Source organism: Streptococcus sp. oral taxon 058 str. F0407, assembly GCF_000235485.1.
Taxonomy (GTDB): Bacteria; Bacillota; Bacilli; order Lactobacillales; family Streptococcaceae; genus Streptococcus.
On sequence record NZ_JH378889.1, the window covers coordinates 197,487 to 215,884 of the forward strand.

General features: G+C 41.7%; 29 protein-coding genes. All 29 read left to right on the top strand.

Annotated elements, in window-relative coordinates:
* Positions 1-11 precede the first annotated feature (11 nt).
* The 29 genes from rplV (at position 12) to HMPREF9184_RS08205 (ending at position 18,078) form a co-directional block, all read left to right on the top strand.
* Entirely contained in the window at positions 12-356 is a 345-nt protein-coding gene (gene rplV, locus HMPREF9184_RS08065; RefSeq protein WP_000818137.1) for a 50S ribosomal protein L22, read from the top strand.
* A 12-nt stretch (positions 357-368) separates the two neighbouring features.
* A complete protein-coding gene (gene rpsC, locus HMPREF9184_RS08070) occupies positions 369-1,022 on the top strand; it encodes a 30S ribosomal protein S3 (RefSeq protein ID WP_000529936.1) in 654 nt (217 codons plus the stop codon).
* Between the two features lie 3 nt (positions 1,023-1,025).
* Complete coding sequence (gene rplP, locus HMPREF9184_RS08075; RefSeq protein ID WP_000960948.1) at positions 1,026-1,439, top strand: 50S ribosomal protein L16; 414 nt, start codon at positions 1,026-1,028, stop codon at positions 1,437-1,439.
* Between the two features lie 9 nt (positions 1,440-1,448).
* Positions 1,449-1,655, top strand: a complete 207-nt coding sequence (gene rpmC, locus HMPREF9184_RS08080; RefSeq protein WP_000772918.1) for a 50S ribosomal protein L29 — start codon at positions 1,449-1,451, stop codon at positions 1,653-1,655.
* A 24-nt stretch (positions 1,656-1,679) separates the two neighbouring features.
* Positions 1,680-1,940 (top strand): 30S ribosomal protein S17, encoded by a 261-nt coding sequence (gene rpsQ / locus HMPREF9184_RS08085; RefSeq protein ID WP_000440801.1) that lies wholly within the window; start codon positions 1,680-1,682, stop codon positions 1,938-1,940.
* Between the two features lie 25 nt (positions 1,941-1,965).
* Entirely contained in the window at positions 1,966-2,334 is a 369-nt protein-coding gene (gene rplN / locus HMPREF9184_RS08090) for a 50S ribosomal protein L14 (protein ID WP_000616548.1), read from the top strand.
* A gap of 77 nt (positions 2,335-2,411) precedes the next feature.
* Entirely contained in the window at positions 2,412-2,717 is a 306-nt protein-coding gene (gene rplX / locus HMPREF9184_RS08095; protein ID WP_000497690.1) for a 50S ribosomal protein L24, read from the top strand.
* A gap of 23 nt (positions 2,718-2,740) precedes the next feature.
* Entirely contained in the window at positions 2,741-3,283 is a 543-nt protein-coding gene (rplE, locus tag HMPREF9184_RS08100; RefSeq protein WP_000013542.1) for a 50S ribosomal protein L5, read from the top strand.
* Positions 3,284-3,300: 17 nt separating this feature from the next.
* Entirely contained in the window at positions 3,301-3,486 is a 186-nt protein-coding gene (locus HMPREF9184_RS08105; protein WP_001085697.1) for a type Z 30S ribosomal protein S14, read from the top strand.
* Positions 3,487-3,769: 283 nt separating this feature from the next.
* Positions 3,770-4,168 (top strand): 30S ribosomal protein S8, encoded by a 399-nt coding sequence (rpsH, locus tag HMPREF9184_RS08110; protein ID WP_000245504.1) that lies wholly within the window; start codon positions 3,770-3,772, stop codon positions 4,166-4,168.
* Positions 4,169-4,360: 192 nt separating this feature from the next.
* Positions 4,361-4,897: a 50S ribosomal protein L6 gene (rplF, locus tag HMPREF9184_RS08115; protein ID WP_000086638.1), complete on the top strand. Its 537-nt coding sequence runs from the start codon at positions 4,361-4,363 to the stop codon at positions 4,895-4,897.
* Between the two features lie 83 nt (positions 4,898-4,980).
* Positions 4,981-5,337, top strand: a complete 357-nt coding sequence (gene rplR / locus HMPREF9184_RS08120) for a 50S ribosomal protein L18 (RefSeq protein ID WP_004244055.1) — start codon at positions 4,981-4,983, stop codon at positions 5,335-5,337.
* A gap of 17 nt (positions 5,338-5,354) precedes the next feature.
* Positions 5,355-5,849 (top strand): 30S ribosomal protein S5, encoded by a 495-nt coding sequence (gene rpsE / locus HMPREF9184_RS08125; RefSeq protein WP_000874204.1) that lies wholly within the window; start codon positions 5,355-5,357, stop codon positions 5,847-5,849.
* Between the two features lie 13 nt (positions 5,850-5,862).
* Complete coding sequence (gene rpmD, locus HMPREF9184_RS08130) at positions 5,863-6,045, top strand: 50S ribosomal protein L30 (RefSeq protein WP_000057241.1); 183 nt, start codon at positions 5,863-5,865, stop codon at positions 6,043-6,045.
* A gap of 145 nt (positions 6,046-6,190) precedes the next feature.
* A complete protein-coding gene (gene rplO / locus HMPREF9184_RS08135; protein WP_000766092.1) occupies positions 6,191-6,631 on the top strand; it encodes a 50S ribosomal protein L15 in 441 nt (146 codons plus the stop codon).
* An 11-nt stretch (positions 6,632-6,642) separates the two neighbouring features.
* Positions 6,643-7,953 carry a preprotein translocase subunit SecY gene (secY, locus tag HMPREF9184_RS08140; protein WP_000465382.1) on the top strand — a complete coding sequence of 437 codons (1,311 nt, stop codon included), beginning with the start codon at positions 6,643-6,645 and terminating at the stop codon, positions 7,951-7,953.
* A 147-nt stretch (positions 7,954-8,100) separates the two neighbouring features.
* Positions 8,101-8,739: an adenylate kinase gene (locus HMPREF9184_RS08145; protein ID WP_001050433.1), complete on the top strand. Its 639-nt coding sequence runs from the start codon at positions 8,101-8,103 to the stop codon at positions 8,737-8,739.
* 116 nt (positions 8,740-8,855) lie between these two features.
* Complete coding sequence (gene infA / locus HMPREF9184_RS08150) at positions 8,856-9,074, top strand: translation initiation factor IF-1 (RefSeq protein WP_001029883.1); 219 nt, start codon at positions 8,856-8,858, stop codon at positions 9,072-9,074.
* A 24-nt stretch (positions 9,075-9,098) separates the two neighbouring features.
* Positions 9,099-9,215, top strand: a complete 117-nt coding sequence (rpmJ, locus tag HMPREF9184_RS08155) for a 50S ribosomal protein L36 (RefSeq protein WP_001808836.1) — start codon at positions 9,099-9,101, stop codon at positions 9,213-9,215.
* Positions 9,216-9,232: 17 nt separating this feature from the next.
* A complete protein-coding gene (gene rpsM / locus HMPREF9184_RS08160; protein ID WP_000090781.1) occupies positions 9,233-9,598 on the top strand; it encodes a 30S ribosomal protein S13 in 366 nt (121 codons plus the stop codon).
* Between the two features lie 17 nt (positions 9,599-9,615).
* Positions 9,616-9,999 (top strand): 30S ribosomal protein S11, encoded by a 384-nt coding sequence (gene rpsK, locus HMPREF9184_RS08165; RefSeq protein WP_001118385.1) that lies wholly within the window; start codon positions 9,616-9,618, stop codon positions 9,997-9,999.
* A 42-nt stretch (positions 10,000-10,041) separates the two neighbouring features.
* Positions 10,042-10,977, top strand: a complete 936-nt coding sequence (locus HMPREF9184_RS08170; protein ID WP_000568995.1) for a DNA-directed RNA polymerase subunit alpha — start codon at positions 10,042-10,044, stop codon at positions 10,975-10,977.
* 11 nt (positions 10,978-10,988) lie between these two features.
* Positions 10,989-11,375, top strand: a complete 387-nt coding sequence (rplQ, locus tag HMPREF9184_RS08175; protein WP_000331493.1) for a 50S ribosomal protein L17 — start codon at positions 10,989-10,991, stop codon at positions 11,373-11,375.
* Positions 11,376-11,639: 264 nt separating this feature from the next.
* Complete coding sequence (locus HMPREF9184_RS08180) at positions 11,640-11,906, top strand: ACT domain-containing protein (RefSeq protein ID WP_000644110.1); 267 nt, start codon at positions 11,640-11,642, stop codon at positions 11,904-11,906.
* 9 nt (positions 11,907-11,915) lie between these two features.
* The gene (locus tag HMPREF9184_RS08185; protein WP_000354878.1) at positions 11,916-13,253 is read left to right on the top strand and encodes a PFL family protein; all 1,338 of its coding nucleotides are present in this window, start codon (positions 11,916-11,918) and stop codon (positions 13,251-13,253) included.
* 236 nt (positions 13,254-13,489) lie between these two features.
* A complete protein-coding gene (locus tag HMPREF9184_RS08190) occupies positions 13,490-14,182 on the top strand; it encodes a histidine phosphatase family protein (RefSeq protein ID WP_000049292.1) in 693 nt (230 codons plus the stop codon).
* A gap of 160 nt (positions 14,183-14,342) precedes the next feature.
* Positions 14,343-16,844, top strand: coding sequence for a leucine--tRNA ligase (gene leuS / locus HMPREF9184_RS08195; protein ID WP_000011796.1), 2,502 nt, complete (start codon positions 14,343-14,345; stop codon positions 16,842-16,844).
* 110 nt (positions 16,845-16,954) lie between these two features.
* The gene (locus HMPREF9184_RS08200; RefSeq protein WP_001144924.1) at positions 16,955-17,650 is read left to right on the top strand and encodes a GNAT family N-acetyltransferase; all 696 of its coding nucleotides are present in this window, start codon (positions 16,955-16,957) and stop codon (positions 17,648-17,650) included.
* 11 nt (positions 17,651-17,661) lie between these two features.
* Positions 17,662-18,078 (top strand): GNAT family N-acetyltransferase, encoded by a 417-nt coding sequence (locus HMPREF9184_RS08205; RefSeq protein WP_000626623.1) that lies wholly within the window; start codon positions 17,662-17,664, stop codon positions 18,076-18,078.
* Positions 18,079-18,398: the final 320 nt, after the last annotated feature.

Consider the following 18,398-nt stretch of genomic DNA (forward strand, 5'->3'; position numbering starts at 1 on the left):
GGAGAACATAAATGGCAGAAATTACTTCAGCTAAAGCAATGGCTCGTACAGTACGTGTTTCACCCCGTAAATCACGTCTTGTTCTTGACAATATCCGTGGTAAAAGCGTAGCCGATGCTATTGCAATCTTGACATTCACTCCAAACAAAGCTGCTGAAATCATCTTGAAAGTTTTGAACTCAGCTGTAGCTAACGCTGAAAACAACTTTGGTTTGGATAAAGCTAACTTGGTAGTATCTGAAGCATTCGCAAACGAAGGACCAACTATGAAACGTTTCCGTCCACGTGCGAAAGGTTCAGCTTCACCAATCAACAAACGTACAGCTCACATCACTGTAGCTGTTGCAGAAAAATAAGGAGGTAAAATCGTGGGTCAAAAAGTACATCCAATTGGTATGCGTGTCGGCATCATCCGTGATTGGGATGCCAAATGGTATGCTGAAAAAGAATACGCGGATTACCTTCATGAAGATCTTGCAATCCGTAAATTCGTTCAAAAAGAACTTGCTGACGCAGCAGTTTCAACTATCGAAATCGAACGCGCAGTAAACAAAGTTAACGTTTCACTTCACACTGCTAAACCAGGTATGGTTATCGGTAAAGGTGGTGCTAACGTTGATGCACTTCGTGCAAAACTTAACAAATTGACTGGAAAACAAGTACACATCAACATCATCGAAATCAAACAACCTGATTTGGATGCTCACCTTGTAGGTGAAGGAATTGCTCGTCAATTGGAGCAACGTGTCGCTTTCCGTCGTGCACAAAAACAAGCAATCCAACGTGCAATGCGTGCTGGAGCTAAAGGAATCAAAACTCAAGTATCAGGTCGTTTGAACGGTGCAGATATCGCCCGTGCTGAAGGATACTCTGAAGGGACTGTTCCGCTTCACACACTTCGTGCAGATATCGATTACGCTTGGGAAGAAGCAGATACTACATACGGTAAACTTGGTGTTAAAGTATGGATCTACCGTGGTGAAGTTCTTCCAGCTCGTAAAAACACTAAAGGAGGTAAATAACCAATGTTAGTACCTAAACGTGTTAAACACCGTCGTGAATTCCGTGGAAAAATGCGCGGTGAAGCAAAAGGTGGAAAAGAAGTAGCATTCGGTGAATACGGTCTTCAAGCTACAACTAGCCACTGGATCACTAACCGCCAAATCGAAGCTGCTCGTATCGCCATGACTCGTTACATGAAACGTGGTGGTAAAGTTTGGATTAAAATCTTCCCACACAAATCATACACTGCTAAAGCTATCGGTGTGCGTATGGGATCTGGTAAAGGGGCACCTGAAGGTTGGGTAGCACCAGTTAAACGTGGTAAAGTGATGTTTGAAGTTGCTGGTGTATCTGAAGAGATCGCTCGCGAAGCGCTTCGTCTTGCTAGCCATAAATTGCCAGTTAAATGTAAATTCGTAAAACGTGAAGCAGAATAAGGAGAAGGCATGAAACTTAATGAAGTAAAAGAATTTGTTAAAGAACTTCGTGGTCTTTCTCAAGAAGAACTCGCGAAGCGCGAAAACGAATTGAAAAAAGAATTGTTTGAACTTCGTTTCCAAGCTGCTACTGGTCAATTGGAACAAACAGCTCGCTTGAAAGAAGTTAAAAAACAAATCGCTCGTATCAAAACAGTTCAATCTGAAGCGAAATAATAGACTAGGGAAGGAGAAATTTCAATGGAACGCAATAATCGTAAAGTTCTTGTTGGACGTGTTGTATCTGACAAAATGGACAAGACAATCACAGTTGTAGTTGAAACAAAACGTAACCACCCAGTCTATGGTAAACGTATTAACTACTCTAAAAAATACAAAGCACATGATGAAAACAATGTTGCCAAAGAAGGCGATATCGTACGTATCATGGAAACTCGTCCGCTTTCAGCTACAAAACGTTTCCGTCTTGTAGAAGTTGTTGAAGAAGCGGTCATCATCTAATCAAGCCTGAAAGGAGAAAACTGAAATGATTCAAACAGAAACTCGTTTGAAAGTCGCAGACAACAGCGGTGCACGTGAAATCTTGACTATCAAAGTTCTTGGTGGTTCTAAACGTAAATTTGCGAACATCGGTGATGTCATTGTGGCATCTGTAAAACAAGCTACTCCTGGTGGTGCGGTTAAAAAAGGTGACGTTGTAAAAGCTGTTATCGTTCGTACTAAATCAGGTGCTCGTCGTGCTGATGGTTCATACATCAAGTTTGACGAAAACGCAGCAGTTATCATCCGTGAAGACAAAACTCCTCGCGGAACACGTATCTTTGGCCCAGTTGCACGTGAATTGCGTGAAGGTGGCTTCATGAAGATCGTGTCACTTGCTCCAGAAGTACTTTAATTTTTAGAAACAAACTAGTCCCCTAGCTTCAAGCTAGGGTGCCCTTATGGGCGTAAGAAAAATCAAGGAGAAATCTAATGTTTGTAAAAAAAGGCGACAAAGTTCGCGTAATTGCTGGTAAAGATAAGGGAACAGAAGCTGTTGTCCTTACTGCCCTTCCAAAAGTAAACAAAGTTATCGTTGAAGGTGTTAACATCGTTAAGAAACACCAACGTCCAACTAACGACCTTCCTCAAGGTGGTATCATTGAGAAAGAAGCAGCTATCCACGTATCAAACGTTCAAGTATTGGATAAAAATGGTGTAGCTGGTCGTGTTGGTTACAAATTTGTAGACGGTAAAAAAGTTCGCTACAACAAAAAATCAGGCGAAGTGCTTGATTAATCACGAAGGAAAGGAGAAGTATAATGGCAAATCGTTTAAAAGAAAAATATCTTAATGAAGTAGTTCCTGCTTTGACAGAACAATTTAACTACTCATCAGTGATGGCTGTGCCTAAAGTAGATAAGATCGTTTTGAACATGGGTGTTGGTGAAGCTGTATCAAACGCTAAAAGCCTTGAAAAAGCTGCTGAAGAATTGGCACTTATCTCAGGTCAAAAACCACTTATCACTAAAGCTAAAAAATCAATCGCCGGCTTCCGTCTTCGTGAAGGTGTAGCGATCGGTGCAAAAGTTACCCTTCGTGGTGAACGTATGTACGAATTCTTGGACAAATTGGTTTCAGTTTCACTTCCACGTGTACGTGACTTCCACGGTGTTCCAACAAAATCATTTGATGGACGCGGAAACTACACACTCGGTGTGAAAGAACAATTGATCTTCCCAGAAATCAACTTCGATGACGTTGACAAAACTCGTGGTCTTGACATCGTTATCGTAACAACTGCTAACACTGACGAAGAGTCACGTGCATTGCTTACAGGCCTTGGAATGCCTTTTGCAAAATAATATAGGAGGTAAATCTAATGGCTAAAAAATCAATGATTGCTAAGAACAAACGTCCAGCGAAGTTCTCTACTCAAGCTTATACTCGTTGTGAAAAATGTGGTCGTCCACATTCAGTTTACCGCAAATTTAAACTTTGCCGTGTTTGCTTCCGTGAATTAGCTTACAAAGGACAAATTCCTGGTGTAACAAAAGCATCTTGGTAATTTAAGATATCAAGGGCGTCAAAACTCCAAGTGAAAATAGGAAACTTGACGAAGAAACTAAAGTTTCTAGGAAAGTTTATCTTTTTCACACAGAGTTTAGCCCGGGTTCAGTTGGGTTTGCCAATTTGAACACGAGCTACAGCTTTGGCAAAAAAGACCAATTTGCTTTGGAGCATCGCTCCTGCATCAAATTGCCTATTTTTGCTCGCACTGTTACGCTCTTTGTATCATGTATTAACTAGCAAGTGCAACTTGCAAACTACTAGTAAGAGGAGAATAAAAAATGGTTATGACTGACCCAATCGCAGACTTCCTAACTCGTATTCGTAACGCTAACCAAGCGAAACACGAAGTACTTGAAGTACCTGCATCAAATATCAAAAAAGGGATTGCTGAAATCCTTAAACGCGAAGGTTTTGTTAAGAACGTAGAAATCATCGAAGATGACAAACAAGGCATCATCCGTGTGTTCCTTAAATACGGACCAAACGGTGAAAAAGTTATCACTAACTTGAAACGTGTTTCTAAACCAGGACTTCGTGTCTACAAAAAACGTGAAGACCTTCCAAAAGTTCTTAACGGACTTGGAATTGCTATCCTTTCAACATCTGAAGGTTTGCTTACTGATAAAGAAGCTCGCCAAAAGAATGTTGGTGGGGAAGTTATCGCTTACGTTTGGTAAAATCAAGATACAAAGCTCGTAAAGAACAAAGCAAAATTAGGAAGTTGGGGAAGTTTGTTTACAAACAAGCCAACTTATCTATTTTGCACAGTTCTTAGAGCGTGTTCAATTTAGCTATTGAACTCAACAAGTATCTTTAACCCCGTGAAAACTGGCCATCACGGCCTGACAATTTAACAGGAGATAATAAACATGTCACGTATTGGTAATAAAGTTATCGTGTTGCCTGCTGGTGTTGAACTCACTAACAATGACAACGTTGTAACTGTAAAAGGACCTAAAGGAGAACTTACTCGTGAGTTCTCAAAAGATATTGAAATCCGTGTGGAAGGTACTGAAGTAACACTTCACCGTCCAAACGATTCAAAAGAAATGAAAACAATCCACGGAACTACTCGTGCCCTTTTGAACAACATGGTTGTTGGTGTATCAGAAGGATTCAAGAAAGAACTTGAAATGCGTGGGGTTGGTTACCGTGCACAACTTCAAGGTAAAAAACTTGTTTTGGCTGTTGGTAAATCTCATCCAGACGAAGTTGAAGCTCCAGAAGGAATTACTTTTGAACTTCCAAACCCAACAACAATCGTTATCAGCGGAATTTCAAAAGAAGTAGTTGGTCAAACAGCTGCTTACGTACGTAGCCTTCGCTCACCAGAACCATATAAAGGTAAAGGTATCCGTTACGTTGGCGAATACGTTCGTCTTAAAGAAGGTAAAACAGGTAAATAATATTGAGTGGTTGATCTTCAACCACCGACCTATTTTCCAACTTTGTGCATAGCACACGATTTAAAACTAAAGAGGTGAAAACTGTGATTTCTAAACCAGATAAAAACAAACTCCGCCAAAAACGCCATCGTCGCGTTCGCGGAAAACTCTCTGGAACTGCTGATCGCCCACGTTTGAACGTATTCCGTTCTAATACAGGCATCTACGCTCAAGTGATTGATGACGTAGCGGGTGTAACGCTCGCAAGTGCTTCAACTCTTGACAAAGAAGTTTCAAAAGGAACTAAAACTGAACAAGCCGTTACTGTCGGTAAACTCGTTGCAGAACGTGCAAACGCTAAAGGTATTTCAGAAGTGGTGTTCGACCGCGGTGGATATCTATATCACGGACGTGTGAAAGCTTTGGCTGATGCAGCTCGTGAAAACGGATTGAAATTCTAATAGGAGGACACTAGAAAATGGCATTTAAAGACAATGCAGTTGAATTAGAAGAACGCGTAGTTGCTGTCAACCGTGTTACAAAAGTTGTTAAAGGTGGACGTCGTCTTCGTTTCGCAGCTCTTGTTGTTGTTGGTGACCACAATGGTCGCGTAGGATTTGGTACTGGTAAAGCTCAAGAAGTTCCAGAAGCAATCCGTAAAGCAGTAGAAGATGCTAAGAAAAACTTGATTGAAGTTCCTATGGTTGGAACAACAATCCCACACGAAGTTCTTTCAGAATTCGGTGGAGCTAAAGTATTGTTGAAACCTGCTGTAGAAGGTTCTGGAGTTGCCGCTGGTGGTGCAGTTCGTGCCGTTGTGGAATTGGCAGGTGTGGCAGATATTACATCTAAATCACTTGGTTCTAACACTCCAATCAACATTGTTCGTGCAACTGTTGAAGGTTTGAAACAATTGAAACGCGCTGAAGAAGTTGCTGCCCTTCGTGGTATTTCAGTTTCTGATTTGGCATAAGAAAGGGGATAAAATGGCTCAAATTAAAATTACTTTGACTAAGTCTCCAATCGGACGCATTCCATCACAACGTAAAACTGTTGTAGCACTTGGACTTGGCAAATTGAACAGCTCTGTTATCAAAGAAGACAACGCTGCTATCCGTGGTATGATCACTGCAGTATCTCACTTGGTAACAGTTGAAGAAGTAAACTAATGAATTTTTAGGGGATGTGGCAATACTCATCCCCTAAAACTAGATATAGTCATCTAAGATGACGAATGTATAGGCGAGTTGATAAGGGAGACAACCTTTTCTCTCTTATCGGCGCTAGCATTTTACAAAAGAGGAGAAAATAATAATGAAACTTCATGAATTGAAACCTGCAGAAGGTTCTCGTAAAGTACGTAACCGTGTTGGTCGTGGTACTTCATCAGGTAACGGTAAAACATCTGGTCGCGGTCAAAAAGGTCAAAAAGCTCGTAGCGGTGGCGGAGTTCGCCTTGGTTTTGAAGGTGGACAAACTCCATTGTTCCGTCGTCTTCCAAAACGTGGATTCACTAACATCAACGCTAAAGAATACGCAATTGTAAATCTTGATCAATTGAACGTTTTTGAAGATGGTACTGAAGTTACTCCAGTTGTTCTTATCGAAGCAGGAATTGTAAAGGCTGAAAAATCAGGCGTTAAAATTCTTGGTAACGGTGAGCTGACTAAGAAATTGACTGTGAAAGCAGCTAAATTCTCTAAAACAGCTGAAGAAGCTATCACTGCTAAAGGTGGTTCAGTAGAAGTCATCTAGAGAGGTGACCTATGTTTTTTAAATTATTAAAAGAGGCCCTCAAGGTTAAGAAAGTACGATCAAAAATTCTCTTTACGATTTTTATCATACTTGTTTTCCGTATCGGGACTAGTATTACTGTACCAGGTGTGAATGCAAAAAGTCTGGAAGCTTTGAGTGGATTATCCTTCTTGAACATGCTTAGTCTTGTTTCAGGGAATGCCATGAAGAACTTCTCAGTTTTTGCGCTCGGTGTGAGTCCGTATATCACTGCTTCCATCGTTGTTCAATTGCTACAAATGGATATTGTTCCCAAGTTTGTAGAGTGGGGCAAGCAGGGGGAAGTAGGACGGAGAAAGTTAAACCAAGCAACTCGCTATATTGCACTTATTCTTGCATTTGTGCAATCAATCGGGATCACTGCTGGTTTTAATACTCTATCTGGTGCAAAATTATTAACGACAGATTTGACCCCGCAAGTCTTTGTTACGATTGGTATTATCCTGACTGCAGGTACTATGATCGTTACTTGGCTCGGAGAGCAAATCACTGATAAGGGATATGGTAATGGGGTGTCTATGATTATCTTTGCAGGGATTGTGGCTTCAATTCCAGAGATGATTCATGGCATCTACGTGGACTATTTTGTCAATATCCCGAGTGATCGGTTGACATCATCAATTATCTTTGTCGTTATTCTCATCATTGCTGTTTTGTTGATTGTTTATTTTACAACATATGTACAACAGGCAGAATATAAAATTCCGATCCAATATACAAAAGTTGCTCAAGGTGCTCCATCCAGTTCATACCTTCCTTTGAAGGTCAATCCTGCTGGTGTTATCCCAGTTATCTTTGCAAGTTCGATTACGGCAGCTCCTGCGGCTATTCTTCAGTTTGTCAGCGCTATGGGGCTTGATTGGACTTGGGTGCGTACAGCACAAGAAATGCTTGCGACAACATCTCCAACAGGTGTTGCTATGTATGCCCTGCTGATTATTCTCTTTACATTCTTCTATACATTTGTGCAGATCAATCCAGAGAAAGCAGCAGAAAACTTGCAAAAGAGTGGGGCCTATATCCATGGTGTTCGTCCAGGTAAAGGTACTGAAGAGTTTATGTCGAAACTTCTTCGTCGCCTTGCAACCGTCGGTTCCCTTTTCCTTGGTGTGATTTCAATCTTGCCGATTGTAGCAAAAGATGTCTTTGGTCTTTCAGAAGCCGTTGCTTTTGGGGGAACTAGTCTTTTGATCATTATTTCAACAGGTATTGAAGGCATCAAACAGCTAGAAGGTTACCTATTGAAACGTAAGTATGTTGGTTTCATGGACAAAACAGAATAAAAGCAAGATTACTTTTGCTTAGGGAGTGGAGTATGAAGGTCTATCTAGAAAGATAGATTTTCATCTCCCCTCTTCTATTTTGTTTTTAAATAGGGGTTGAAACAAACTTTCTGCTTCTATTTAAATACAAAATAAGGAGATCAGATCATGAATCTTTTGATTATGGGCTTACCTGGAGCAGGTAAGGGAACGCAAGCAGCTAAAATTGTGGAACAATTCCACGTGGCACACATTTCAACTGGAGATATGTTCCGTGCTGCTATGGCAAATCAAACTGAAATGGGTGTACTCGCAAAGTCATACATTGACAAAGGTGAGTTGGTTCCAGATGAGGTCACAAATGGAATCGTTAAAGAGCGCCTTTCACAGGATGATATCAAAGAAACAGGTTTCTTGTTGGATGGTTACCCACGTACCATTGAACAAGCCCATGCTTTGGACAAAACATTGGCTGAACTTGGTATCGAACTTGAAGGTGTGATTAACATCGAAGTGAATCCAGACTGTCTCTTGGAACGTTTGAGTGGTCGTATTATCCACCGCGAAACAGGCGAAACCTTCCATAAAGTTTTCAACCCACCAGTTGACTACAAAGAAGAAGATTACTACCAACGTGAAGATGACAAACCTGAGACTGTTAAACGTCGTTTGGATGTGAATATCGCACAAGGTGAACCAATCATTGCTCACTATCGTGCCAAAGGTTTGGTCCACGATATCGAAGGAAATCAAGATATCAACGATGTGTTTAAAGACATCGAAAAAGTATTGACAAATTTGAAATAAAGCGTTTTTCACACTTGCAAAAAATCGCTACAAATGTTATACTGAAATAGTCTGACTTATAATTGTTGTCTCTGTGTTTAGAGGCATCGAATCGAAATTTATGGAGGTGCTTTTGCGTGGCAAAAGACGATGTGATTGAAGTTGAAGGCAAAGTAGTTGATACAATGCCTAACGCAATGTTTACGGTTGAACTTGAAAATGGACATCAGATTTTAGCAACAGTTTCTGGTAAAATTCGTAAAAACTATATTCGTATTTTAGCGGGAGATCGTGTTACTGTCGAGATGAGTCCATATGACTTGACACGTGGACGTATCACTTACCGCTTTAAATAATCGAAAAACTTGGAGGGATAAGAAATGAAAGTAAGACCATCGGTCAAACCAATTTGCGAATACTGTAAAGTAATTCGTCGTAATGGCCGTGTTATGGTAATTTGCCCAGCAAATCCAAAACACAAACAACGTCAAGGATAAGATAGAAAGGAGAAAACATGGCTCGTATTGCTGGAGTTGACATTCCAAATGACAAACGCGTAGTAATCTCATTGACTTACGTTTATGGTATCGGACTTGCAACATCTAAGAAAATTTTGGCTGCTGCTGGAATCTCAGAAGATGTTCGTGTACGTGACCTTACATCAGATCAAGAAGATGCTATCCGTCGTGAAGTGGATGCAATCAAAGTTGAAGGTGACCTTCGTCGTGAAGTAAACTTGAACATCAAACGTTTGATGGAAATCGGTTCATACCGTGGTATTCGTCACCGTCGTGGACTTCCTGTCCGTGGACAAAACACTAAAAACAATGCTCGCACTCGTAAAGGTAAAGCTGTTGCGATTGCTGGTAAGAAAAAATAATATAGGAGGTAAAAGTCTTGGCTAAACCAACACGTAAACGTCGTGTGAAAAAGAATATCGAATCTGGTATTGCTCATATTCACGCTACATTTAATAACACTATTGTTATGATTACTGATGTGCATGGTAATGCAATCGCTTGGTCATCAGCTGGTGCTCTTGGTTTCAAAGGTTCTCGTAAATCTACACCATTCGCTGCTCAAATGGCTTCTGAAGCTGCTGCTAAATCTGCACAAGAACACGGTCTTAAATCAGTTGAAGTTACTGTAAAAGGTCCAGGTTCTGGTCGTGAGTCAGCTATTCGTGCGCTTGCTGCCGCTGGTCTTGAAGTAACAGCAATTCGTGATGTGACTCCAGTGCCACACAATGGTGCTCGTCCTCCAAAACGTCGCCGTGTATAATCATTGCATTACACTGCTTTTCGTTTAAGAGGGAGTAACTAAATGATCGAGTTTGAAAAACCAAATATAACAAAAATTGATGAAAATAAAGATTATGGCAAGTTTGTAATCGAACCACTTGAACGTGGCTACGGTACAACTCTTGGTAACTCTCTTCGTCGTGTACTACTAGCTTCTCTACCAGGAGCAGCAGTGACATCTATCAACATTGAAGGTGTCTTGCATGAGTTTGACACAGTTCCAGGTGTTCGTGAAGACGTGATGCAAATCATTCTGAACATTAAAGGGATTGCAGTGAAATCATACGTTGAAGACGAAAAAATCATTGAACTTGACGTTGAAGGTCCTGCTGAAATTACGGCTGGAGACATTTTGACTGACAGTGATATTGAAATTGTAAATCCAGATCATTATCTCTTTACAATCAGTGAAGGTTCTTCCCTAAAAGCGACAATGACTGTTAACAGTGGTCGTGGATATGTACCTGCTGATGAAAACAAAAAAGATAATGCACCAGTTGGAACACTTGCTGTAGATTCTATTTATACACCAGTTACAAAAGTCAACTATCAAGTTGAACCTGCTCGTGTAGGTAGCAACGATGGCTTTGACAAATTAACCCTTGAAATCTTGACTAATGGAACAATCATTCCAGAAGATGCTTTAGGGCTTTCAGCACGTATCTTGACAGAACATCTTGATTTGTTTACAAATCTTACTGAGATTGCTAAGTCAACTGAAGTGATGAAAGAAGCTGATACTGAATCTGACGACCGTATTTTGGATCGTACGATTGAGGAACTGGACTTGTCTGTGCGTTCATACAACTGTTTGAAACGTGCCGGTATCAACACTGTGCATGATTTGACAGAAAAATCTGAAGCAGAGATGATGAAAGTACGAAATCTTGGACGCAAGAGTTTGGAAGAAGTGAAGCTCAAACTCATTGACTTGGGTCTTGGATTGAAAGATAAATAAAGGAGGAATACATGGCTTACCGTAAACTAGGACGCACTAGCTCACAACGTAAAGCAATGCTTCGCGATTTGACAACTGACCTTTTGATCAACGAATCAATCGTGACAACTGAAGCTCGTGCTAAAGAAATCCGCAAAACTGTTGAAAAAATGATTACTCTAGGTAAACGTGGTGATTTGCATGCACGTCGTCAAGCAGCTGCTTTCGTACGTAATGAAATCGCATCTGAAAACTATGATGAAGCAACTGATAAGTACACTTCTACTACAGCACTTCAAAAATTGTTCTCAGAAATCGCACCTCGTTATGCTGAACGTAACGGTGGATACACTCGTATCCTTAAAACTGAACCACGTCGTGGTGATGCTGCGCCAATGGCGATCATCGAATTAGTATAAAATCATCAATTTTGTTGAGTGTTATGATGATGGAGTCTTGTGCTCTTAGTCTAGCTCTGGTCTACCGCTGGGACTTCGGTCCTAGCGGGAACACTCATCATCATTTGATAGGGTAGACGCTTGTTTACGAAATTGTTTTTTTGTTTAAGAACAACTTCGTAAGCAGGCGTTTTTTAGTAATTTTTACGGAAATATGCTATACTAAGGAAAAAGAAAATCAAAAACGTTCAGGTTTTCTAATAATCGAAGAATGGGGGTCTAAAGATGAAGGCTATTATTACAGTGGTTGGCAAGGACAAGGCTGGTATTGTTGCAGGCGTGTCTACTAAGATTGCAGAGTTGGGGTTGAATATTGACGATATTTCTCAGACAGTATTGGACGAATATTTTACCATGATGGCGGTCGTTTCTAGCGACGAAAAGCAGGATTTCACCACTCTTCGAAATGAGTTTGAAAGCTTTGGTCAAACCCTGAATGTTAAAATCAATATTCAAAGTGCAGCGATTTTTGATGCTATGTACAATATCTAGGAGGTCATCATGGATATTAGACAAGTTACTGAAACCATCGCTATGATTGAGGAGCAGAACTTCGATATCAGAACCATCACCATGGGCATTTCCCTTTTGGACTGTATTGATCCAGACATTGAACGTGCTGCTGAAAAAATTTACCAAAAAATCACAACTAAAGCTGCAAATCTAGTAGCTGTAGGTGACGAAATTGCTGCAGAACTAGGGATTCCAATTGTCAATAAACGAGTATCGGTGACTCCGATTTCCTTGATTGGAGCAGCGACTGATGCGACGGACTATGTCGTTTTGGCTAAGGCACTTGATAAGGCTGCCAAGGAGATTGGTGTTGACTTTATTGGTGGTTTTTCGGCCTTGGTACAAAAAGGCTACCAAAAAGGAGATGAGATTCTCATCAATTCGATCCCCCGTGCTCTTGCTGAGACAGACAAGGTTTGTTCGTCCGTCAATATCGGATCAACCAAGTCAGGCATCAATATGACTGCAGTTGCAGATATGGGACGTATCATCAAGGAAACTGCGAGCTTATCAGATATGGGAGCTGCTAAATTGGTTGTATTTGCGAACGCTGTTGAGGACAATCCTTTTATGGCGGGGGCCTTCCATGGTGTCGGTGAAGCAGATGTCATCATCAATGTTGGGGTTTCGGGTCCCGGTGTTGTCAAGCGTGCCTTAGAAAAGGTTCGTGGACAGAGCTTTGATGTAGTAGCTGAGACAGTCAAAAAAACGGCCTTTAAGATTACTCGTATTGGTCAATTGGTTGGTCAAATGGCGAGCGAACGCCTTGGTGTTGACTTTGGAATCGTAGACCTAAGTTTGGCGCCAACTCCTGCGGTTGGTGATTCTGTGGCTCGAGTACTGGAGGAAATGGGCCTAGAAACAGTTGGTACACATGGGACGACAGCTGCCCTCGCTCTTTTGAATGACCAAGTTAAGAAGGGCGGAGTGATGGCTTGTAACCAGGTCGGTGGCTTGTCAGGTGCTTTTATCCCTGTTTCTGAAGACGAGGGTATGATTGCTGCGGTGCAAAATGGCTCTCTGAATTTAGAGAAACTAGAGGCTATGACGGCTATCTGTTCTGTTGGGCTGGATATGATCGCCATTCCAGAAGATACGCCTGCTGAAACCATTGCGGCTATGATTGCGGATGAGGCGGCAATCGGTGTCATTAATATGAAAACAACGGCTGTCCGTATCATTCCAAAGGGTAAAGAAGGCGATATGATTGAGTTTGGTGGTTTGCTAGGTACAGCTCCAGTTATGAAGGTCAACGGAGCTTCGTCTGTCGATTTCATCTCTCGTGGAGGTCAAATCCCAGCTCCAATCCATAGTTTTAAAAATTAATAAAAAAGAGAGAGAATTTAAGTTGAGTTTAAGGATGACTGTGTATACTATAATCATTAAATAAAGATCTCCTAACTTTATTTAATTAGAATCCTAAACTTTTTCATAATAATCTCCTAGAAAAGCTACCGTTAGGGTAGCTTTTCTTGTGGCAAAATTAGGAGAGCGGGCTTTGCTTTTGAAAGCCGAATATTTCTTTGATCCATGATATAATAGAAGAAAATGGAGGATAGAAAATGTCTAAAGTAAGATTGTACTTGGTCCGTCATGGAAAAACCATGTTTAACACGATTGGACGGGCTCAAGGATGGAGTGATACGCCTCTAACTGCAGAAGGTGAGTTGGGAATCCATGAGTTGGGGATTGGCTTGAGAGAGTCTGGTTTGCAGTTTGACCGAGCTTATTCCAGTGACTCTGGTCGTACGATTCAGACCATGGGAATTATCTTAGAAGAACTAGGTTTGCAGGGCAAAATCCCTTACCGTATGGATAAGCGGATCCGTGAGTGGTGCTTTGGTAGTTTTGATGGGGCCTATGATGGGGATCTCTTTATGGGGGTCATTCCTCGTGTTTTCAAGGTGGATCATGTTCATCAGTTATCCTATGCTGAGCTGGCAGAAGGCTTGGTAGAGGTTGATACTGCTGGTTGGGCAGAAGGCTGGGAAAAACTCAGTAGCCGAATCAAGGAAGGGTTTGAATCGATTGCCAAAGAAATGGAAGAACACGGTGGGGGCAATGCTCTCGTTGTGAGTCATGGAATGACGATTGGGACCATTGTGTATCTGATCAATGGCATGCATCCGCATGGTCTGGATAATGGTAGTGTGACGATACTTGAATATGAGGACGGCCAGTTTAGCGTAGAAGTTGTTGGTGACCGTAGTTACCGAGAACTAGGACGTGAGAAGATGGAAGAAAATAAGCATTGATAGAAGATAGCTCCAGCATAGGAGCTATTTTTTATTCAGCTTGGCAAGAGTGCTTTCAAAGCCAATCTTTCTTGACAATGGAGGGGAAAAGATTCTTTCTCGACTTTCAAATTCCCCTAAAAATGGTATAATAGTAACATCATAAAATTGGAGAAATAGCATGAGTTTTTACAATCATAAAGAAATTGAGCCTAAGTGGCAAGGCTACTGGGCGAAACATCATACATTTAAGACAGGAACAGATGCTTCAAAACCGAAGTTCTATGCTCTCGATATGTTCCCATATCCTTCAGGAGCTGGATTGCATGTAGGACACCCAGAAGGCTATACAGCGACGGACATCCTCAGCCGTTATAAACGTGCGCAAGGCTACAATGTCCTTCACCCAATGGGTTGGGATGCCTTTGGATTGCCTGCAGAGCAATACGCCATGGATACGGGGAATGACCCAGCAGAATTTACGGCGGAGAATATTGCTAACTTCAAACGCCAAATCAATGCGCTTGGATTTTCTTACGACTGGGATCGTGAAGTCAATACAACAGATCCAAACTACTACAAGTGGACGCAATGGATCTTCACCAAGCTTTATGAAAAAGGATTGGCCTATGAAGCGGAAGTGCCAGTAAACTGGGTTGAAGAATTGGGAACGGCCATCGCCAACGAAGAAGTGCTTCCTGACGGAACTTCTGAGCGTGGAGGCTATCCAGTTGTCCGCAAACCAATGCGCCAATGGATGCTCAAAATCACTGCCTATGCAGAGCGCTTGCTCAATGACTTGGATGACCTGGACTGGCCAGAGTCTATCAAGGATATGCAACGCAACTGGATTGGTAAATCAACTGGTGCTAATGTAACTTTTAAAGTTAAGGGAACAGACAAGGAATTCACCGTCTTTACGACGCGACCTGATACCCTCTTCGGTGCGACTTTCACCGTTCTGGCTCCTGAGCATGATTTGGTTGATGCTATTGTCAGTCCAGAACAAGCTGAAGCCGTAGCGGACTACAAACACCAAGCTAGTCTTAAGTCTGACTTAGCTCGTACCGACCTTGCCAAAGAAAAAACTGGTGTTTGGACAGGTGCTTATGCTATCAACCCTGTCAATGGCAAAGAAATTCCAATCTGGATTGCAGACTATGTTCTTGCTAGCTATGGAACAGGTGCTGTCATGGCTGTGCCAGCCCACGATCAACGTGACTGGGAATTTGCCAAACAGTTTGGTCTTCCAATCGTAGAAGTACTTAAAGGTGGAAACGTTGAAGAAGCTGCCTACACAGAAGATGGACTGCATGTCAATTCAGACTTTTTGAACGGGCTTAATAAAGAAGACGCTATTGTTAAGATTGTCGCTTGGCTGGAAGAAAAAGAATGTGGTCAAGAGAAGGTGACTTACCGACTCCGCGACTGGCTCTTTAGCCGTCAACGTTACTGGGGTGAGCCAATCCCAATCATTCATTGGGAAGATGGGACTTCAACGGCTATTCCTGAAAATGAATTGCCACTTGTTTTGCCTGTAACCAAGGACATTCGCCCTTCAGGTACAGGGGAAAGTCCACTAGCTAACTTGACAGACTGGCTTGAAGTGACTCGTGAAGATGGCGTCAAAGGTCGTCGTGAAACCAACACTATGCCACAATGGGCAGGTTCAAGCTGGTACTACCTCCGCTATATCGACCCACACAACACAGAGAAATTGGCTGACGAGGATCTCCTCAAACAATGGTTGCCAGTGGATATCTATGTGGGTGGGGCAGAGCATGCTGTGCTTCACTTGCTATACGCTCGTTTCTGGCACAAATTCCTCTATGATATTGGTGTTGTTCCTACGAAAGAGCCATTCCAAAAACTCTTTAACCAAGGAATGATTTTGGGAACAAGCTACCGTGACCACCGTGGAGCTCTTGTGGCGACTGACAAGGTTGAAAAACGTGACGGTTCCTTCTTCCATGTGGAAACAGGAGAAGAATTGGAGCAGGCTCCAGCCAAGATGTCTAAATCCCTCAAGAACGTTGTCAACCCAGACGATGTGGTGGAACAATACGGTGCCGATACCCTTCGTGTCTATGAAATGTTCATGGGACCACTTGACGCTTCGATTGCTTGGTCAGAAGAGGGTCTGGAAGGAAGCCGTAAGTTCCTCGACCGTGTTTACCGTTTGATGACAACCAAAGAAATCGTTGCGGAAAATAACGGTGCTCTTGACAAAGTCTACAACGAAACGGTGAAATCTGTAACAGAACAAATCGAATCATTGAAATTCAACACAGCTATTGCCCAGCTTATGGTCTTTGTCAATGCTGCTAACAAGGCAGACAAACTTTATGTGGACTATGCCAAAGGCTTTATCCAACTGATTGCCCCATTTGCGCCTCACTTGGCAGAAGAGCTCTGGCAAACAGTCGTAGCAACTGGCGAGTCTATCTCTTACGTAGCTTGGCCAACATGGGACGAAAGCAAATTGGTTGAAGACGAAATCGAAATCGTCGTCCAAATCAAAGGAAAAGTCCGTGCCAAACTCATGGTCGCTAAAGATCTATCACGCGAAGAATTGCAAGAAATTGCTCTTGCTGACGAAAAAGTCAAAGCAGAGATTGACGACAAGGAAATCGTGAAAGTGATTAGTGTACCTAACAAGCTTGTGAATATCGTTGTGAAATAAGATAGGAATCCTTCAGAGTAGAATCTGGAGGATTTTTTGAATCTTCTTATGAAAGTATGATATACTATGGGCAACTATAAAGTTTGAAAAGTAAAACAAGGAGAAAAAAGATGCCAGTAAACGAATATGGTCAGATGATTGGTGAGTCAATGGAAGGTTATACACCAGGTGAATTGCCTTCCATTGATTTCTTAGAAGGGCGTTATGCTCGGATAGAGGCTCTTTCGGTAGAAAAACATGCGAAGGATTTACTAGCTGTTTATGGTCCAGATACGCCTCGAGAGATGTGGACCTACCTCTTTCAGGAGCCAGTGGCAAATATGGAGGAACTGGTCAGCCTTTTAAACCAGATGTTGGCTCGTAAGGATCGTTTCTTCTATGCTATCTTGGATAAGGAGACGGGTAAGGCCTTGGGAACCTTTTCTCTGATGCGAATTGATCAGAATAACCGAGTAATAGAAATGGGTGCTGTCACCTTTTCACCAGCACTTAAGGGTACGAGGATAGGGACAGAAGCCCATTATTTACTAGCTCGCTATGTTTTTGAGGAGCTTAACTATCGTCGCTATGAGTGGAAATGCGATGCTCTAAATCTTCCATCAAGACGAGCAGCAGAACGTTTAGGCTTTGTCTATGAAGGAACCTTCCGTCAGGCTGTCGTTTATAAGGGGCGAACTAGAGATACGGATTGGCTGTCTATGATTGATAAGGACTGGCCTCAAGTCAAAGATCGTTTGGAAGCATGGTTGACTCCTGAAAATTTTGACAAGAATGGACGGCAGTACAAGAGCTTGAGAGAACTCTAAGAGGTGGTGACATGATTAGCGTTAGAAAGCAAGAAGTTGTCAAGTTAGAGAATGTTTTGCATCTCTATCAGGCAGTCGGTTGGACAAATTATACACATCAACCCCAGATGCTGGAGAAGTCCTTGTCTCACTCATTAGCGATTTACCTGGCACTTGATGGTGAGGCAATAGTTGGCTTGGTTCGTTTGGGCGGAGATGGTTTTTCATCGGTTTTTGTACAGGATTTGATCGTTTTGCCGAGCTATCAGCGCCAAGGGATTGGCAGCGCCTTGATGAAAGAGGCTTTAAGGGATTTCAAAGATGCTTATCAAGTTCAACTAGCGACCGAACAGACAGAAAAAAATTTGGAATTTTATCGTTCCTTGGGTTTTGAAACCTTATCTACTTATGATTGCACAGGAATGATTTGGGTAGAACGAAAAAAATAAAATAATTATTTTTTCTTAAGTAAAGTTTAAGTATCCTCGTGTATTATATAGATATTAGATAAAGACCTCCTAACTTTATTTAATGAAATCCCAAACTTTTCTTTTTCATCATAATCTCCTAAAGAAGCCACCCAATCAGGTGGCTTTTTTGTTGTTTGAGAAAGGAAATTTCATTTGGGGAAAATTTTAAAAAAATGATAAATCAGAGAAAAAGTTAAGCTAGCTTTAAGATTCATCTTGTATACTATAATCATTAAATAAAGACCTCCTAACTTTATTTAATGAAATCCTAAACTTTTCTTTTTCATAATAATCTCCCT

Coding starts and splice junctions, on each gene's coding strand:
- rplQ (WP_000331493.1), top strand. CDS start 10,989: ATGGCTTACCGTAAACTAGGACGCACTAGCTCACAACGTAAAGCAATG.
- rpsQ (WP_000440801.1), top strand. CDS start 1,680: ATGGAACGCAATAATCGTAAAGTTCTTGTTGGACGTGTTGTATCTGAC.
- HMPREF9184_RS08200 (WP_001144924.1), top strand. CDS start 16,955: ATGCCAGTAAACGAATATGGTCAGATGATTGGTGAGTCAATGGAAGGT.
- leuS (WP_000011796.1), top strand. CDS start 14,343: ATGAGTTTTTACAATCATAAAGAAATTGAGCCTAAGTGGCAAGGCTAC.
- rpmJ (WP_001808836.1), top strand. CDS start 9,099: ATGAAAGTAAGACCATCGGTCAAACCAATTTGCGAATACTGTAAAGTA.
- rplV (WP_000818137.1), top strand. CDS start 12: ATGGCAGAAATTACTTCAGCTAAAGCAATGGCTCGTACAGTACGTGTT.
- rpmD (WP_000057241.1), top strand. CDS start 5,863: ATGGCTCAAATTAAAATTACTTTGACTAAGTCTCCAATCGGACGCATT.
- secY (WP_000465382.1), top strand. CDS start 6,643: ATGTTTTTTAAATTATTAAAAGAGGCCCTCAAGGTTAAGAAAGTACGA.
- rpsE (WP_000874204.1), top strand. CDS start 5,355: ATGGCATTTAAAGACAATGCAGTTGAATTAGAAGAACGCGTAGTTGCT.
- rplO (WP_000766092.1), top strand. CDS start 6,191: ATGAAACTTCATGAATTGAAACCTGCAGAAGGTTCTCGTAAAGTACGT.
- rpsH (WP_000245504.1), top strand. CDS start 3,770: ATGGTTATGACTGACCCAATCGCAGACTTCCTAACTCGTATTCGTAAC.
- HMPREF9184_RS08205 (WP_000626623.1), top strand. CDS start 17,662: ATGATTAGCGTTAGAAAGCAAGAAGTTGTCAAGTTAGAGAATGTTTTG.
- HMPREF9184_RS08190 (WP_000049292.1), top strand. CDS start 13,490: ATGTCTAAAGTAAGATTGTACTTGGTCCGTCATGGAAAAACCATGTTT.
- rpmC (WP_000772918.1), top strand. CDS start 1,449: ATGAAACTTAATGAAGTAAAAGAATTTGTTAAAGAACTTCGTGGTCTT.
- rplF (WP_000086638.1), top strand. CDS start 4,361: ATGTCACGTATTGGTAATAAAGTTATCGTGTTGCCTGCTGGTGTTGAA.
- HMPREF9184_RS08105 (WP_001085697.1), top strand. CDS start 3,301: ATGGCTAAAAAATCAATGATTGCTAAGAACAAACGTCCAGCGAAGTTC.
- rpsM (WP_000090781.1), top strand. CDS start 9,233: ATGGCTCGTATTGCTGGAGTTGACATTCCAAATGACAAACGCGTAGTA.
- HMPREF9184_RS08170 (WP_000568995.1), top strand. CDS start 10,042: ATGATCGAGTTTGAAAAACCAAATATAACAAAAATTGATGAAAATAAA.
- HMPREF9184_RS08145 (WP_001050433.1), top strand. CDS start 8,101: ATGAATCTTTTGATTATGGGCTTACCTGGAGCAGGTAAGGGAACGCAA.
- rplP (WP_000960948.1), top strand. CDS start 1,026: ATGTTAGTACCTAAACGTGTTAAACACCGTCGTGAATTCCGTGGAAAA.
- rplX (WP_000497690.1), top strand. CDS start 2,412: ATGTTTGTAAAAAAAGGCGACAAAGTTCGCGTAATTGCTGGTAAAGAT.
- HMPREF9184_RS08180 (WP_000644110.1), top strand. CDS start 11,640: ATGAAGGCTATTATTACAGTGGTTGGCAAGGACAAGGCTGGTATTGTT.
- HMPREF9184_RS08185 (WP_000354878.1), top strand. CDS start 11,916: ATGGATATTAGACAAGTTACTGAAACCATCGCTATGATTGAGGAGCAG.
- rplN (WP_000616548.1), top strand. CDS start 1,966: ATGATTCAAACAGAAACTCGTTTGAAAGTCGCAGACAACAGCGGTGCA.
- rplE (WP_000013542.1), top strand. CDS start 2,741: ATGGCAAATCGTTTAAAAGAAAAATATCTTAATGAAGTAGTTCCTGCT.